The sequence below is a fragment of the Ardenticatena maritima genome, assembly GCF_001306175.1.
GTDB lineage: Bacteria > Chloroflexota > Anaerolineae > Ardenticatenales > Ardenticatenaceae > Ardenticatena > Ardenticatena maritima.
Map to the genome: position 1 here is coordinate 1 of NZ_LGKN01000006.1, position 15,926 is coordinate 15,926.

Annotated in this window: 11 protein-coding genes; 2 read left to right on the plus strand and 9 right to left on the minus strand. The window is 59.8% G+C overall.

From position 1 onward, the window contains the following. The 5 genes from SE16_RS15450 to SE16_RS10915 form a co-directional block, all read right to left on the minus strand. Window positions 1-127: GTP-binding protein (locus SE16_RS15450; RefSeq protein ID WP_236693746.1), on the minus strand; the 127-nt coding region annotated here is incomplete at its 3' end. 28 nt (window positions 128-155) lie between these two features. Further along, on the minus strand, window positions 156-2,249 hold the full coding sequence (gene fusA, locus SE16_RS10900) for an elongation factor G (protein WP_054492575.1): 2,094 nt from the start codon (window positions 2,247-2,249) through the stop codon (window positions 156-158). A gap of 24 nt (window positions 2,250-2,273) precedes the next feature. Continuing rightward, window positions 2,274-2,744, minus strand: a complete 471-nt coding sequence (gene rpsG, locus SE16_RS10905) for a 30S ribosomal protein S7 (RefSeq protein WP_054492574.1) — start codon at window positions 2,742-2,744, stop codon at window positions 2,274-2,276. A gap of 204 nt (window positions 2,745-2,948) precedes the next feature. Then, entirely contained in the window at window positions 2,949-3,365 is a 417-nt protein-coding gene (gene rpsL, locus SE16_RS10910) for a 30S ribosomal protein S12 (RefSeq protein WP_054492573.1), read from the minus strand. A 244-nt stretch (window positions 3,366-3,609) separates the two neighbouring features. Beyond that, window positions 3,610-7,482, minus strand: coding sequence for a DNA-directed RNA polymerase subunit beta (locus tag SE16_RS10915; protein WP_054492572.1), 3,873 nt, complete (start codon window positions 7,480-7,482; stop codon window positions 3,610-3,612). A 397-nt stretch (window positions 7,483-7,879) separates the two neighbouring features. Between SE16_RS10915 and argS the strand changes: the two genes are divergently transcribed. Both argS and SE16_RS10925 read left to right on the plus strand, forming a co-directional pair. Then, window positions 7,880-9,553, plus strand: coding sequence for an arginine--tRNA ligase (argS, locus tag SE16_RS10920; RefSeq protein WP_054492571.1), 1,674 nt, complete (start codon window positions 7,880-7,882; stop codon window positions 9,551-9,553). A 59-nt stretch (window positions 9,554-9,612) separates the two neighbouring features. Then, a complete protein-coding gene (locus SE16_RS10925) occupies window positions 9,613-10,194 on the plus strand; it encodes a hypothetical protein (RefSeq protein ID WP_152918061.1) in 582 nt (193 codons plus the stop codon). Window positions 10,195-10,208: 14 nt separating this feature from the next. Here the strand turns inward: SE16_RS10925 and SE16_RS10930 are convergent, their stop codons facing one another. The 4 genes from SE16_RS10930 to SE16_RS10945 all read right to left on the minus strand — a co-directional run bounded on the left by SE16_RS10930 (window position 10,209) and on the right by SE16_RS10945 (window position 15,913). Next, on the minus strand, window positions 10,209-10,631 hold the full coding sequence (locus tag SE16_RS10930; protein ID WP_054492569.1) for a hypothetical protein: 423 nt from the start codon (window positions 10,629-10,631) through the stop codon (window positions 10,209-10,211). A gap of 119 nt (window positions 10,632-10,750) precedes the next feature. Then, window positions 10,751-13,570 (minus strand): helicase C-terminal domain-containing protein, encoded by a 2,820-nt coding sequence (locus SE16_RS10935; protein WP_054492568.1) that lies wholly within the window; start codon window positions 13,568-13,570, stop codon window positions 10,751-10,753. 104 nt (window positions 13,571-13,674) lie between these two features. Further along, window positions 13,675-15,393 (minus strand): ABC transporter ATP-binding protein, encoded by a 1,719-nt coding sequence (locus tag SE16_RS10940; protein ID WP_054492567.1) that lies wholly within the window; start codon window positions 15,391-15,393, stop codon window positions 13,675-13,677. Next, window positions 15,386-15,913 (minus strand): ECF transporter S component, encoded by a 528-nt coding sequence (locus tag SE16_RS10945; protein ID WP_054492566.1) that lies wholly within the window; start codon window positions 15,911-15,913, stop codon window positions 15,386-15,388. The genes SE16_RS10940 and SE16_RS10945 overlap by 8 nt, the downstream gene beginning before the upstream one ends. Window positions 15,914-15,926: the final 13 nt, after the last annotated feature.

The window sequence follows — 15,926 nt, forward strand, 5'->3', positions numbered from 1 at the left end:
CCGCCCAGCCCTTCGTGCTCAATACGCGCGTAATCGCCGCCGTCAGCGTGGTCTTCCCGTGGTCAACGTGACCAATGGTCCCCACGTTGACGTGCGGTTTTGTACGTACAAATTTTTCCTTCGCCATAATTCCTCACTCCTCTTTCGCGTCTACTTTACTTCCGACGACCACTCATGACTTCTTCAGCCAGGTTCTGCGGCAACGGCGCGTAGTGGTCGAATTCCATCGTGAACGACCCACGACCACTTGTGCGCGAGCGCAAGTTGGTCGCGTAACCAAACATTTCTGACAGCGGAACCAGCGCGCGGATCGCCGTCACACCTTCACCGCGCGGTTCCATCCCCTCAATCTGACCACGGCGGCTGCTCAGGTCCCCAATCACGTCGCCCGTGTATTCATCGGGCACCGTCACTTCCACTTTCATGATGGGTTCCAGCAACACCGGGCCAGCCTTCGGCACGGCTTCCTTCAAAGCCAACGAACCGGCAATCTTGAAGGCCATTTCGCTGGAGTCCACTTCGTGGTACGAACCATCCACCAGCGTGGCCTTGATGTCCACCATGGGATAGCCGGCAATCACGCCGCTTTCCATGGCTTCCTTAATCCCCTGCTCGACCGCCGGGATGTACTCCTTCGGAATAGCACCACCGACAATCTTGTTCTCGAAAACGAAGCCTTCACCACGCGGCAGCGGTTCAAATTCAACAACCGCATGCCCGTACTGACCACGACCACCCGTCTGGCGCACGAAACGCCCTTCGGCGCGCACCGGACGCGTAATCGTTTCACGATACGCCACCTGTGGGCGCCCCACGTTCGCCTGGACTTTGAATTCACGGTGCAGACGGTCCACAATCACTTCCAGGTGCAGCTCACCCATCCCGGAGATAAGTGTCTGCCCGGTTTCGTGGTCAGTCTGCACACGGAACGTTGGGTCCTCTTCCGCCAGGCGGCGCAAGGCATCACCCAACTTGTCCTGGTCAGCCTTCGTCTTCGGCTCAATCGCAATCGAGATAACGGGCTCAGGGAATTTGATGCTTTCCAGCACAATCGGGTCGTTGGGGTCGCACAACGTATCACCTGTGAAGGTGTTTTTCGGCCCCAACACTGCCCCGATGTCACCCGCCATAATCACGTCAATTTCTTCGCGGTGGTTGGCGTGCATGCGCATCAAGCGACCAATGCGCTCTTTCTTGCCCTGGGTGCTGTTGAGCACCGTTTCACCACTACGCAACGCACCACTGTACACGCGCACATACGCCAGACGACCAACGTAGGGGTCAGTCACAATCTTGAACGCCAAAGCCGCCAACGGCTCGTTGGGGTCCGCCTTGCGTGTGATAACAGCCTCAGGGTCATCAGGGTCAGCACCCGGGCGGAAACCGCGCACAGGCGGAATATCCACCGGCGAGGGCAGATAATCCACCACCGCGTCCAGCACGGGCTGCACACCCTTGTTCTTCAAGGCCGAACCACAGAGCACCGGCACCAACTGGCGGCTAATGGTAGCGGCGCGCAGCGCCTTCTTGATTTCGGCCGGCGTGATTTCTTCCCCTTCGAGGTACTTCAACGTCAGTTCCTCATCGGTTTCCGCCACGGCCTCAATCAGGCGCTCGCGGTATTCCGCCGCTTTCTCGGCCAATTCAGCCGGGATGTCGGTATCTTCACTGCGCGTTCCCAGGTCGTCCACATAAATAATGGCGCGGTTGTTCACGAGGTCCACAACACCCACGAACGAATCTTCCGCGCCAATGGGCAACTGCACGGGGATGGGGTTGGCTTTCAAGCGCTCGCGAATCATCTCGACGGTGCGCTCGAAGTTCGCCCCCATGCGGTCCATCTTGTTGACGAAACAAATGCGGGGCACGCCGTAGCGGTCAGCCTGGCGCCACACCGTTTCCGATTGCGGCTCCACACCCGCCACAGCGTCAAACACCACCACACCACCGTCGAGCACACGCAGCGAGCGCTGCACTTCAACTGTGAAGTCAATGTGCCCCGGGGTGTCAATAATGTTGATTTGGTGCCCACGCCAGAACGTTGTCGTCGAAGCCGCGGTAATCGTAATACCGCGTTCGCGCTCCTGCTCCATCCAGTCCATCGTCGCGGCGCCTTCGTGCACCTCGCCGATGCGGTGAATCTTCTGGGTGTAGAACAGGATACGCTCGGTCGTCGTCGTCTTCCCGGCGTCAATATGGGCAATCACCCCGATATTGCGAATTTTCGTAATGTCGTACTGCTGACTCATCTCTCCACTCTCATTCTCTCGGCATTACCAGCGGAAGTGGCTATACGCCTTGTTCGCTTCCGCCATGCGGTGCACTTCTTCCTTCTTCCGCACCGCCGCGCCGGTGTTGTTGTATGCGTCTACAAGTTCAGCGGCCAATTTTTCGGCGAACGAACGCCCATTGCGGGCACGCGCGGCCTGCACCAGCCAGCGCAAAGCCAGCGACACACGACGTTCAGGGCGCACTTCCATCGGCACCTGATACGTCGAGCCACCCACACGCCGCGGGCGCACTTCCAACAGCGGCGTCACATTTTTGACAGCCTGCTCAAAAACTTCGAGCGGTGGCTTGTTCAAGCGCTCCGACGCCATATCGAACGCCTGGTACACCAAGCGCTGCGCCAGACTCTTCTTGCCGCCAATCATCACCTTGTTGATGAGGCGCGCCACCAACTCACTATTGTATTTCGGGTCGGGTTGAACGGGCCGACGTGGGGCCCTTCCGCGTCTCGGCATTTTTCACCCCTCGACTTTCTTACAAATTCATACTTCCGTCTTTCGACAACAAAAATCCCTCGCGTGGGCTCGACCGCAGACTTCACCCCAGCCGTTTTCAAGCGGCTGCCGCGAGGGATTCCAGATTCACTCTGTGCAGCGCCGATGCGCTGTTCCCTAAGCCTGCGGTTCTTATAGCCCAACGGCTACAGCGGAACCGACACGTTACTTACCCTTCTTCGTGCCGTACTTGCTACGACTCCGCTTACGTCCTTCAACACCACCAGCGTCCAACGTCCCACGGACGATGTGGTAGCGCACACCGGGCAAGTCCTTCACACGACCACCGCGCACAAGCACCACAGAGTGCTCCTGCAAGCGGTGCCCTTCACCCGGAATGTAGGCCGTCACTTCAATACCGTTCGTCAAGCGCACACGGGCAATCTTGCGCAATGCCGAGTTCGGCTTCTTCGGCGTCATCGTACGCACAACCGTGCAGACGCCACGCTTTTGCGGCGAACCTTTCGGCAAGCGCACACGCTTCCCTTTCAGCGCGTTGTACGTGTATTGAAGCGCGGGAGCCTTACTCTTCTTCTTTGTCTTTTTGCGGCCTTTTCGGACCAACTGGTTGATCGTCGGCACTGCTCAACTCCCACTCTTTGGTCTGAATTTCGTCTCGACTCGGTCTTCTTCACACAACGAACGGCCTCGCGGGACGATGCGGGCCGTTCTTCGTTTCACAAATTCCACACAGGGATTTGTTGCCCTTCCGGGCTCACAGCCGCGTACTATAGCATATCACGAAGTTTTGTCAAATGCTTTTTCTTTGTGAACGGGAGACGGTGTGGGGGCGGTCTGTTCACGCCACCGCCCCCACGGAAGACGCTTAGGAATCGAGGTTGGGCAACCCGGAAAGGTTGAGCCCACCAAAGCCCAGTTTGGGCACTGGTTCTTCCTTGACTTCCTTGACACCCAAGGGGATGCGCTGGTCGTTCTCATCAATCACTTCGACGCTCAAGCCGAGGCTTTGCAGCTCCTTGACCAGCACGCGGAACGATTCGGGAATGCCCGGCTCGCCAATCGGTTCACCCTTGACAATGGCTTCGTATGTCTTCGTGCGGCCTGTGACGTCGTCCGACTTGACGGTGAGCATTTCTTGCAGGGTGTAGGCGGCGCCATAGGCTTCCAGCGCCCAGACTTCCATTTCACCGAAGCGCTGACCACCGAATTGGGCTTTCCCACCGAGCGGCTGTTGCGTGACCAGGCTGTACGGCCCCGTCGAACGGGCGTGCACCTTGTCCTCGACGAGGTGCGCCAGTTTGAGCATGAAAATGACACCGACCGTTACGGGCTGGTCGTATGGTTCGCCGGTCTTGCCGTCGTAGAGAATTTGCTTGCCGCTGATGGGCAAGGGCCACCCGGTTTCCTGGCTCACTTCACGCGCCAGCGGGATGACGTCGTCATCTTCACCCAACGCCTGCAAGCGGTCGCCATACCCACGGTGCTCGATCCAGAGGCGCAACCCCACCTGGATGGCTTTTTCATCGGCGGCATGGCGTTCTTCAAGGGAGCGCGGGTCGTCTTCCCACACCAGCAGACTATCGGGGTCGTAGCCCTTTTCTTGCAGCCAGAGGTGCAACCAGGCGCGGCGCATGGCCGTGCGGTCTTGCAACACTTCGTCAGGGTTGGGCCACTCCGCTTCGACCAGTTTTTCGTAGAGGTACAATTGCCGCGCTTCGTGGTCGTCCCACAACTGGCTGAAATCGAAGTCCTGTTCTTTGAGCCAGGCAATGGCGCGCTCGGTCAGATCCAGCCAGGCGCGGTCAATCATCCAGGCGCGCGCCAATTCGGCGGCGATTTCGTCTTCCGTCGCACCGTCGAACACGGGGGTAATCGCGCGGAACCCAAGGCGCGATGCCGCCCAGCCAAGGTGTGTTTCCAAAATCTGCCCGATGTTCATACGCCCGGGCACGCCCAACGGGTTGAGGATAATTTCGACGGGCGTCCCGTCTTCCAGATAGGGCATGTCCTCGATGGGCACCACCTTGGAAATGACACCCTTGTTCCCGTGGCGACCAGCCATCTTGTCACCCTCGGTAATCTTGCGCACCTGGGCGACGCTGACGCGCACCATCTGTTCGACGCCCACGGGTAGCTCGCTGTGGGTCTCACGCGTGAATTCTTGCACATCCACAACCTTCCCGCGTTCACCGTGCGGCAGGCGCAGGGACGAGTCCTTGACTTCGCGAGCTTTTTCACCAAAGATGGCGCGCAGCAATTTTTCTTCGGGCGTCAGTTCAGTTTCACCCTTGGGGGTCACCTTCCCTACGAGGATATCGCCGGGACCAACTTCGGCGCCGATGCGAATGATACCGCGCTCGTCCAGGTTCTTGAGCTGGTCTTCACCCACGTTGGGGATGTCGCGCGTGATTTCTTCGGGACCCAGTTTGGTATCGCGGGCTTCGACTTCGTGCTTCTCGATGTGAATCGAGGTGTACTTGTCACGGCGCACAAGGTCTTCGCTGATGAGAATGGCGTCCTCGTAGTTGCCGCCTTCCCACGAAATGAACGCCACCAAAACGTTCTGCCCCAATGCGAGCTCGCCGCCCTCAGTTGAGCTGGAATCGGCAAGCACGTCGCCCTTCTTGACCCACTGCCCCTTGTAGACGATGGGGCGCTGGTCAATGGTCGTGCTCTGGTTGGAGCGCGAGAAACGGCGCAGTTTGTAGGTTTCGAGGTTGCCATCCATTTCGCGCACAACAATGCGCTCGCTGGTGACGCTAATCACCTGCCCATCGGCGCGGGCAAGCACTACCTGCCCCGAATCGCGAGCGGCGGGTGCTTCAACGCCCGTCCCCACAATGGGCGCATCGGCAGATACCAGTGGCACTGCCTGGCGCTGCATGTTCGAGCCCATGAGCGCGCGGTTGGCGTCGTCGTGTTCCAGGAAGGGAATGAGTGACGCCGAGACACCCACCACCTGCTTGGGCGACACGTCCATGTAGTCCACTGTGTAGATGCTGTCGCGGCGGAAGTCTTTCCCACGGCGCACCGAGGCGCGGTCGTTGATGAAATAGCCTTCGGCGTCCAGGCGCGAGTTGGCTTGTGCGATGGTGTATTGTTCCTCTCTATCCGCCGTCAAGTACTCAATTTCATTTGTCACCTTGGGGCGAATCTTAATGGTCGGGCGGTCAAGTTTCGCCAGGCGCTCGGCTTGTTCCTTGGTTGCCTTCTGCCCGGCTTCGATGATGGGGTCGCCCGTTTCGGGATCGAGGATGGTATCACGCACAATCAAGCCCACAACCGAGACGCCATCGTTGGGAACTTCCTTCAACACTTTGCGATAGGGCGTCTCAATGAAGCCGTAATCGTTGACGCGCGCATACGTCGCCAGGCGGCCGATCAGACCAATGTTGGGCCCTTCTGGCGTTTCGATGGGGCAAATACGCCCATAGTGCGAGTGGTGAACGTCGCGCACGTCGAAGCCGGCGCGCTCACGCTTCAACCCACCAGGCCCTAACGCACTCAGCGTGCGCTTGTGCGTCAATTCCGAAAGCGGGTTGGTTTGTTCCATGAACTGGCTCAGCTGTGAACCGCCAAAGAATTCACGCACGGCGGCCACAACCGGGCGAATGTTCACCAGCGAAACGGGGCTGATCTGTTCCGGGTCGCGGGTGCTCATGCGTTCACGCACCACGCGCTCCATGCGCATCAAGCCAATGCGCAGTTGGTTCTGCAAGAGTTCGCCCACCGTCTTCACACGGCGGTTGCCCAGGTGGTCAATTTCTTCGGGCTCAATTTCGCCGTTGTTGATTTGAATGAGACGACGCACAATGGCGAAGATATCCTTGTGCGTGAGCATGCGCCGATCGAGAGGAACATCTACGCCCAGCGTATTGTTGACTTTGTAGCGACCAACACGCCCCAGGTCGTAGCGGCGTTCGTCAAAGAAGAGCGATTTAATGTACGATACCGCGTTTTCGACCGTGGCGGGGTCGCCCGGGCGCATTTTCTTGTAGAATTCCACCAGCGCCTCTTCGGCGTTGTGCGTGGGGTCGCGTTCCAGCGTGGCTTGCAAATACTGGTGGTCGGGGTTGTTGTCCACATCGCCCAACAGCGCCCACAATTCTTCATCGGTTCCTTCGGTGAGCAACGGCGTGTCGTGGGTGCCATCGGGCACGAGCGCCAGCGCACGCAGGAAAATCGTGGCGGGAATCTTGCGCTTGCGGTCAACTTTCACGCTAATCACATCGCGCTTGCTGGTTTCAAATTCCAGCCACGCCCCACGGTTGGGAATCACCTTCGCCGACGCCAGTTCGCGCCCGCTGGTGCGTTCTTCTTCCAAAGAGAAGTAAACGTTTGGCGAGCGAATCAACTGACTGACGACGACGCGCTCTGCGCCGTTGAAGATAAACGTGCCTTTAGGCGTCATCATGGGGAATTCCCCCATGTAGACATCTTGCTCCTGAATCTCGCCCGTTTCCTTATTGATCAGACGCACGTTCACCCACATGGGCGCCGCATAGGTCAAATCCATGATGCGGCATTCTTCTTCGCTGTATTTGGGGTCTTCAAAGCGATAGTCGCCAAATTCGAGGGAGAGCGTGCCGTTGTACGAGTCAATGGGCGAGATTTCATCAAAGAGCTCTCGCAGGCCTTCTTCCAGGAACCATTGGTAACTCTTCTTCTGAATCTCGATGAGGTTGGGAAGGGGCAAAACTTCGGGAATCGCGGCGTACTTTTTCTTTTTCATAGGCATTTGGGAACACACTCCTTTTGGTGTTGACCGACTCTCACTTCTTCGCGCACAACCTGCTGACCTGGCAACACAAGAAGCAGACAGCGTGGCGCATTCGAGGCTTGCACGCAATGCGGATGCTCGCCATCGTGGACTGAGCCACACTGTTGCCCATGTGTCGCAATCAGAGGGTCCAGTCCGCGCGACGACGAGCGTTCGGTCCCCTCCAACTCAAACCTGAGGCACACCAAAATGGCGCCGACAGGTGTCGTCGCAACAGGTGAGTATAGTGAGGCACGCCACGGCTGTCAAATGGCAATGAGAAGCGAAGATGAAGCCCTCACACTTGCCCAAAAGCGCAGTTTGTGGACAATCGCACAATCAAACAGATTCTATTCAAGAAACAGGGTGAAGAACAATGCGTCTTATTCATCTCCAATTACAGGACATTCTTGCCGACGCTCTTCAAGCCGCTATGCAAAGCGGCGCACTGCCCGAAGTGGCGCCTGAAGCGTTGCCCGAGATTATCGTCGAACGCCCCAAGCGCGCCGAGCACGGCGATTTCGCCTCGCCGATGGCGCTCCCGTTGGCGCGCCCCATGCGCCGTGCACCACGCCAGATTGCCGAAGTGATTGTCGCGCATTTACCCGACAATGAATTGATCGCCTCGGTCGAATTGGCCGGACCGGGCTACATCAACATCCGCCTCAATCCCGGCTGGCTGACGAAGCAGGTGGACCGCATTTTGCAAGAAGGCGAAGCCTTCGCCGACCTGGACATTGGCGCGGGCAAAACCGCCCAAGTGGAATTTGTCTCCGCCAACCCTACCGGTCCCCTGACAGTGGGACACGGGCGTGGTGCGGTGCTGGGCGACACGCTCGCCAGCATTTTGCAAGCGGTCGGCTGGAACGTCACTCGCGAGTACTACTACAACGACGCCGGCCGCCAAATGCGCGTGCTGGGTGATTCGGTGCGCCTGCGCCTGCTGCAACTGCTGGGGCAAGAGGTCGAATTTCCCGAGGATTACTATCAGGGCGAGTACATCATTGACATCGCGCGCGATATTCTCAACGAGTACGGGTCCGAAGCGGCGGAAAAAGATTGGCAATTCTTCAAACACATTGCGCAGGATGTCATTTTTGCCGACATTCGCCAGACGCTAGAGCGCCTCAACATTCACCATGATGTGTACACCAACGAAGCGACCTTCTACGAAACGGGCGCGATTTGGGATGTGCTCGAACGTCTGCGTGAAAAAGGCTACGTCTATGACAAAGACGGCGCGGTTTGGTTCAAAGCAACTGAATTTGGGGCGGACAAAGACCGCGTGCTGGTTCGTTCAACCGGTGAGCCGACGTACCGCCTGCCCGACATTGCTTATCACGTCAACAAACTGGAACGCGGCTTTGATTTGATTGTGGACGTGTTGGGCGCCGACCATATCGCTGAGATGCCCGATGTCATCAACGCGGTGTATGCGCTGGGGTACACCGATGCCCCCCAACGTATCCAGCCCATTTTCCACCAGTTCGTCACACTGGTGCGTGGCGGGCAAGCCGTCAAGATGAGTACGCGCCGCGCCAACTTCGTCACGCTGGATGAGTTGATTGACGAGGTCGGCCCCGATGCAGTGCGCTACTTCATGATTAGTCGCTCCCCGAACGCTCAAATGGAATTTGACCTGGAGCTGGCGACCCAACAATCGGATGAAAACCCCGTCTACTACATTCAGTACGCACACGCGCGTACAGCCGGGATTCTGGAACGCCAGGCGCCCGAACGGGGGATTTCCTTCGACCCCAACGCGGACGTTTCGGTGCTCACTCACCCTTCAGAATTGGCCCTCATCCGCGAGATGTTGCGCCTGAGCGATGTGCTGGCACACTGCGCCGCCGAACTCGCGCCGCACCACCTGACGTTTTACGCGCGCGAGCTGGCAAGCACCTTCAACCAATTCTATCGCGATTGCCCAGTGCTGACCGCCGAGGATGAAGCCCTGGTGAAAGCCCGCTTGAAACTGGTCAAAGCAGCGCAGATTGCGCTTGCACGCACGCTCCACTTGCTGGGCATGCAAGCCCCCAGCGAGATGTAAAACGCGAGGGCGTGGCATGGTGCCACGCCCTTTTGCTTTGCCAAAGAGAGGCGATGCCTATGCGTCGGTGTGAGTATCTCGATTGGCTCGTGTTCACAAGGCAACCCCGTCCTTACGATGCGCGTATCCTGCGCCTGTTGGAAGCCATCGCCCAAACACCCACAGGTGCGCCCCTCGTCGCCTATGTGCTGCGGCGCTGGCCCCGTATCGTGTGGGGGAGACCGCCCGTAGGCAACGCCTTCGCGTTCCCCTGGCCACTTGAAACCATCATCATGCGAGACGCCGGCGATGAAGCCACCAATCTGGAAGTGCTGGCGCATGAACTGGCGCACCTGGCGCGGTGGCGTGGGCACCTTGTGGGGTCGTTGGAGCAAGAATACGACGCCTACCTGACGGGGGTGCGGGTACGTGCTGAGTGGGAAGGGCTTGACTGGCGCGACCCCAACGGTCCCGCCGCACGCCGCTGGCCGCTGTTGTTTGGGCATGAAGCCTCGCCGCAACGGTTTATGGCGTGGGTGCGTTCCCGCAATGCGTTTTATGCGTTGTTGCCGTGGAATCAACCCCGCACGTTGCCCGAAGTGGTGCGGGCACTCATCACGCAGGCGGGGTTTGGCGTGAAGATGCTGTTGAAGCGTGCATAAGGGGGTATCGCCCTTCAGGGCGCCACGCTTTCATCAAGGGGACCGAAGAAGGTTTCCCACCACTGTTGCCAATAGGGCAAGGTGGGCATTTGTGCTTCGCGCAAGATGACCGTTTCTTCCGCCACCTCTTTCCTTCGCAACGTATCGCCCCCCAACACCACCAGGCGGCGCTCGTTCGGAGCGTACAACCCCAATTCGTGGGCGAGGCGCGCCTGATACTCAGGAGAGGCAACATAGGCTTTGCGCGCCAGCAAGCGGGCTTGTTCTTCGCGCTCGGCGGCAATCGCGGCTTGCAAGACTTCCGCGCGGTGGCGCAAGCGGTAGCGTTCGACCGCACGCAAGCCAAAATTGGCCAACGACAACAGCAAAATCGTTAGCAAAAGTAGGGTCACAAACTGTGAAATTGTGAGGCTCAAACGGTTTGATTGCGCGGTCATATTTGACGGCTCTTTGTCGGTGCGGTTGCTCCACTTGATGATATGTCAACCAGTTGCCGCTGTCAACGAAAAACGCGCCCCTGAGGCATTTTCAAACAATCCTCGCACGAGAACCTCACTCACTTGAAGAACAATTTTTCGGGATGCAACCAGCGTTCCGCCAAGGGGGGCAAATCACGGGCGGGACCATAGACGATTTCGCATTCAGGAAGGGCGTTGAGGAAGTGTTGCCCGTAGGCTTTGCTTGCCACACGCCCATCGAAAATGGCGACAATGCCATGGTCGTCCTGGCTGCGAATGAGACGCCCAAACCCCTGGCGAAAGCGCAAAATCGTTTGCGGGATGGTGTACTGGTAAAAGGCGTTTTCGTAGGTTTCAGCACGCGCTTCGATAATCGGCTCACTGGGCACCGGAAACGGCAAGCGTGTGATGACCAGACAACTCAGCGCCTCACCGGGGATGTCCACACCTTCCCAAAAACTTTGTGTGCCCAACAAGACCGTGCGCTCCGCCACCTTGAATTGTTCAATCAGCGTATGCCGCGAGCCGTCAAAGTATTGCGCGATGACGGTAATCTCCTCACGCGCGAGGGGGTCGGCAACGGCTTCGTAGAGGCGGCGCAATTGCGTTTTGCTGGTGCAGAGCACCAACATGCGCCCTTGTGTGGCGCGCGCCAAATCCATGACGGATTGCGCCAGTGCGCGCGCGTAGTTGGGGCTGTTTGGTTCCGGCAGGTCGGTTGCCACATAGACCAAGGCCATTTCGCGGTAGTTGAAAGGCGAGCCAACCGCCAATTCTGCCGCATGGGGAACACCGAGGCGGTCGCGAATGTACTGGAAGCCGCCATCGCTTTGCAGGGTGGCGGACGTGAGCACCACACTGCGCCGCTTGCCAAACAGGTTCTCGCTGAGCATGTTGCCCACATGCAGAGGGGCGCGGTTGAGTTCGAGGCGGTTCCAGCGTGTGTTGACCCGCACCCAACAGACGTCGTTGGCGTCGGGGGCGATGACGATGCGGCGCAAGTTGAGCGCCAATGTGTCCAGTTGGGTATGGGTGACGTAGAGCATGTTCAACAGAAGCGACCAGCGGTCCAGGTCCAGGTCTTCGATGAGCATGTTGAGGCTGCTGGTCAGGCGGTCAATGCCCTGCATGACACGTGTGAGCGTGTCGGCGGCTTCCTCGGCGTCCTGCGCGGCGTGGTGCCAGGCGGCGGTTTCGCGAATGTCGGGCAGCAGGCGGATTTTCGCGTCGTATTCGCCACGGCGCGGCGTGTGCGGCTGGATGGCGAGTTCGACCGATTCGAACATGCGATCAAGGTGGTTGGCGGCTTGTTGGACGCCCTGCATGAGTTCTTCGGTCAGGCGGCGCAAGGGTGCTTTCTGTTCTTCGGGCAACACCGTTTTGTCTTCGCGCAAGAGCCGCGCCAACGCGCGGAAGACGCCGGGAGCGCCATGTTGCGGCTGGGCAATCAAGCCGCGCAGAAATTCGCGCGTTTCGGCGGCGTCTATGCGCCCGCCAAAATGCTCGGTGGCGCGGTCTTCCAGGTGGTGGGCTTCATCTACGATGACGTAGCGATGTTCTGGCAAAATGGCGTTATCCATCGCGGCGTCGGCAAGCAGCAAGGCATGGTTGATGACGACGATATGCGCGCCCTGCGCCTGCGCCCGTGCGCGGTAGAAGAAGCAATCGGTATGCGGACCACACCCCAGCGAGCGGCAGGCGTGCTGGTCGGCGCAGATGTATGGCCAGTACTTCTGTTCGTCGCGCTGGATAAGCAGTTCGCTGCGGTCGCCTGTGGTGGTTTGCGGCAACCAGACGAGTACGCGGGCGATGAGCCGCGCTTCGGCTTCGGTGAAACGCTCGCGCTGCAAGTAGTCGCGGAAGCGGCGCGGGCAGATGTAGTTGGCGCGCCCTTTCAGCAGTGCAATGCGGAAGGGCTTGTCGAAGGCTTGTTGCAAGCGCGGCAAATCTTTGTGGAAGAGTTGTTCCTGCAAATTGATGGTGTTGGTGGAGATGATGACCGGTTCTTGCGCCTGCACAGCATGTTCAACCGCCGGTAGCAGGTAGGCAAGCGATTTCCCTGTGCCTGTGCCGGCTTCCACCAGCAGGTGCTGCCCACGGTTGAAGGCCTGCGCCACGGCTTTCATCATCGCAACCTGTTGAGGGCGCGGCTCAAACGTCTCGAATGTTTGCGCCAGTGGTCCATCGGGGGCGAAAAACTGTTCCAGGCGGGCGATGTCAAGCACCGGCGGCGCGCCCTCGCGAAAGGTGAGCGCGGGCGGAATGGGCGGCAGTTCGCGCACCTTGCGCGGACCGCCTTCCCCCACCCCTTGCCGACGCAAGGCGGCGGCGAAGAAAGAGCGCAAGCGCCAATCGCTGCGTTGCGCCACAGCGACGATGGCGTGCAGAACGTCGGGCGGCAAGCGCCAGGCGCGTTCCCACAACGCCAGAAAGAGTTGGCGCGACATGTCGGCGTCATCCAGGGCGCGGTGGCGCGTGGGAAACTCGATCCCCAGATATTCAGCCAACTTCCCCAGGCTATAGCGCGGCGCATTGGGGAGCAAAATGCCCGCCAATTCAAACGTATCAACGCCAATAGCGCCTTGCAACGCTCCATTGGCTTGCAGAAAACGCAAATCGAAGTTGATGTTGTGCCCCACCACGGGGTAGTAGCCGACAAATTGTTCCAGGTCGGGCAGGACGGCTTCAAGCGGCGGCGCGTCGGCCACGTCTTCCTGGGTGATGCCCGTCAGGTTGATGGTGTTGCGGGCGAGTTTGCGGTAGGGGTTGACGAAGGTTTGAAACGTGTCCAGGATTTCGTCTTCTTCACCAGGCTGGTCGGCAACGCGAAATTTGACGGCTCCAATCTCGATGATGCGGTCGTTTTCGGGGTCCAAGCCTGTCGTTTCAAGGTCAAGCGCGACGTAGATACGTCCCATTTTCGGCAACTACCTTTCTAGCACTGTTCGGTCGGCTGGTTGTGAGGCGAGATTATAGATGAAGGTGGGCATTTCTGAAAGCAGATGCGCGAGGCATGCATGGTTCACGGCGTAGTTGCCCACAACGCCGCCACAGTGTCAAGCGTCAACGGCGACGGCGGCGGAATGCGGCGGGCAGCGAGCAAACGCGCCAGCGGCGGGGCTTCCAAGCCCCACTCGGCAAGCCGCTCATGCTGAATGAAGAGGTCGCGCGGGGTGGTGTCGGCAACCAGACGCCCCGCATGCAAGACCAGCACGCGCTCCGCCAGGGCGCCCACCAGCGCCATGTCGTGTGTGATGAGCAGGATGGTATGCCCCTCGGCGTGCAGGCGGCGCATGTGGTCGGCGAGGATGGCGGTGTAGTGGGCGTCCAGCCCGGTGGTGGGTTCGTCAAGCACCCAGATGGGGGGGCGCATTGCCCAGACTGCGGCGACCGTCACGAGCCGCCGAAGCCCGTAGCCCAGCACGGCGGGCGGCACGTCGGCGTAGACGTGCAAGCCAAAGCGCTGTAAGGCGTCGTCTACGCGGCGGGCGGTCTCGGACGCCGATACGCCGAGGTTGCGCAAACCGAAGGCGATTTCTTCGCGCACGGTGGGGGCGAAAATCTGATGGTCGGGGTTTTGGAAGACGTAGCCCACCATGCGCGCCAGGAATGAGACGGGGTGCGCGTGGGTTTCGTGCCCCATGACGCGCACACGCCCCTGCTGGGGTTTCAGCAAGCCGTTCAGATGGCGGGCGAGCGTGCTTTTGCCGCTTCCATTTGCACCAACGAGTGCCACGAATTGCCCTTGCGGCAAGGTACACGAGACTTCTTGCAAGGCGGGCACGGGGACGGTTTCCTGTTCGTAGGCAAAGGAAACGTGTTCGATTTCGACGGCGGGGGGTGCAGTGCGCGCCGGCGGCACAGGCGGCGCGACCACGCGGCGCGGGGCGGGAAGCGCCTGCGCGGCTTCTTCCACATGGAGACAGAGCGGCACGTCCAGCCCGTGCGCCCGCAGGCGGGCGGTGAGAGCCGCCATTTGCGGCACGGGGACGCCGTGCGCTTCCAGCAGGTGGACGTGGGCAAAGACTTCGCGCGGCGTGCCGTCCAGCCGGAGCCGCCCATCGGCGACAACGAGCACGCGGTCCGCCCAGCGCGCCACAAATTCAGCATGTTGCTCGATGAGCAGAATGGTGACGCCGTGCCGCGTGCGCAAGCGTTCCAGCAACGCCATGACCGTGCGGCGTCCCACGGGGTCAAGTCCGCCGAGCGGCTCATCCAGTACGAGGATGGGGGGGCGCATTGCCAGCACAGCGGCGATAGCCAGACGCTTCTGCTGACCGCCCGAAAGTTGCCACGGGGGACGTTCTTCCAGCCCTTGCAACCCCACATCGGCAAGGATTGCGGCAAGGCGGCGTTCGATTTCATCCGGGGGAAGCGCCAGCCCTTCCAGCCCAAACGCGATTTCGTCGGCGACGGTCATGTTGAACAATTGCTGGTCGGGCGACTGGAAGACCAAGCCCACGTCGGTGCTCATGTGTGCAGGTGGGGTGTGCGCCACATCGCGCCCATTGACGCGCGCCACGCCTTGCAGGGTGCCGCCTGTCATATGGGGCGCAAGCGCGGCGAGAATGTACGCCAGCGTGGTTTTTCCGCCGCCCGTAGGGCCGAGCAGGGCAACACGTGCGCCGGGTTCAACCTGCAGCGAAAGCCCCTGATACACGCGGACGGGGTCGCCGTTGTGTATCAGGGGCGGGTACGCGAACGTCAGATCGCGCAGAGCGATGGCCGGCTGTTCACTCATTGGCGCGGAACCGAGCCAGCGGCGGGTAGGCGCGTTGCACAAGAATGACGAGCGGAATGGCAACGATGCCGCCGCCTACGTTTTGAAGCAGGTTGGGCACCACTTCGGCGGTGGCTTGCGCCGGTCCACCCCAGCCGAACGCCGCGCCGAAAAATTCACCCACAAAGTAGATGCCTGCCATGGCGATGGTGCCGCCCAACCAGCCAACAAGCATTTTGTTCAGCGGCGCGCCGTGAACGCGGTCGTAGAGATAGCCCGCCAAAAAGCCTTGCAAGCCGTGCGCCAGGAACGTGAGCGGCGCAAATGAGGCGTAGCCCAGCGAAATATCCGCCAGCGCTGTGCCCAAACCGCCCGCAATCAAGCCCATCCAGGGGCCAAAGGCGAAGGCGATAAAGTAAATCGCCACGTCCGAAAAGTTGAAGAAGCCTTGCCCAACAGGTACGACGACAAAGCGAGTGACCACCATCACAAGCGCCGTCAGGACGCCAGCCAGCGCGATGAAACGCGGATTGGTACGCATATCTCCCCTCCTC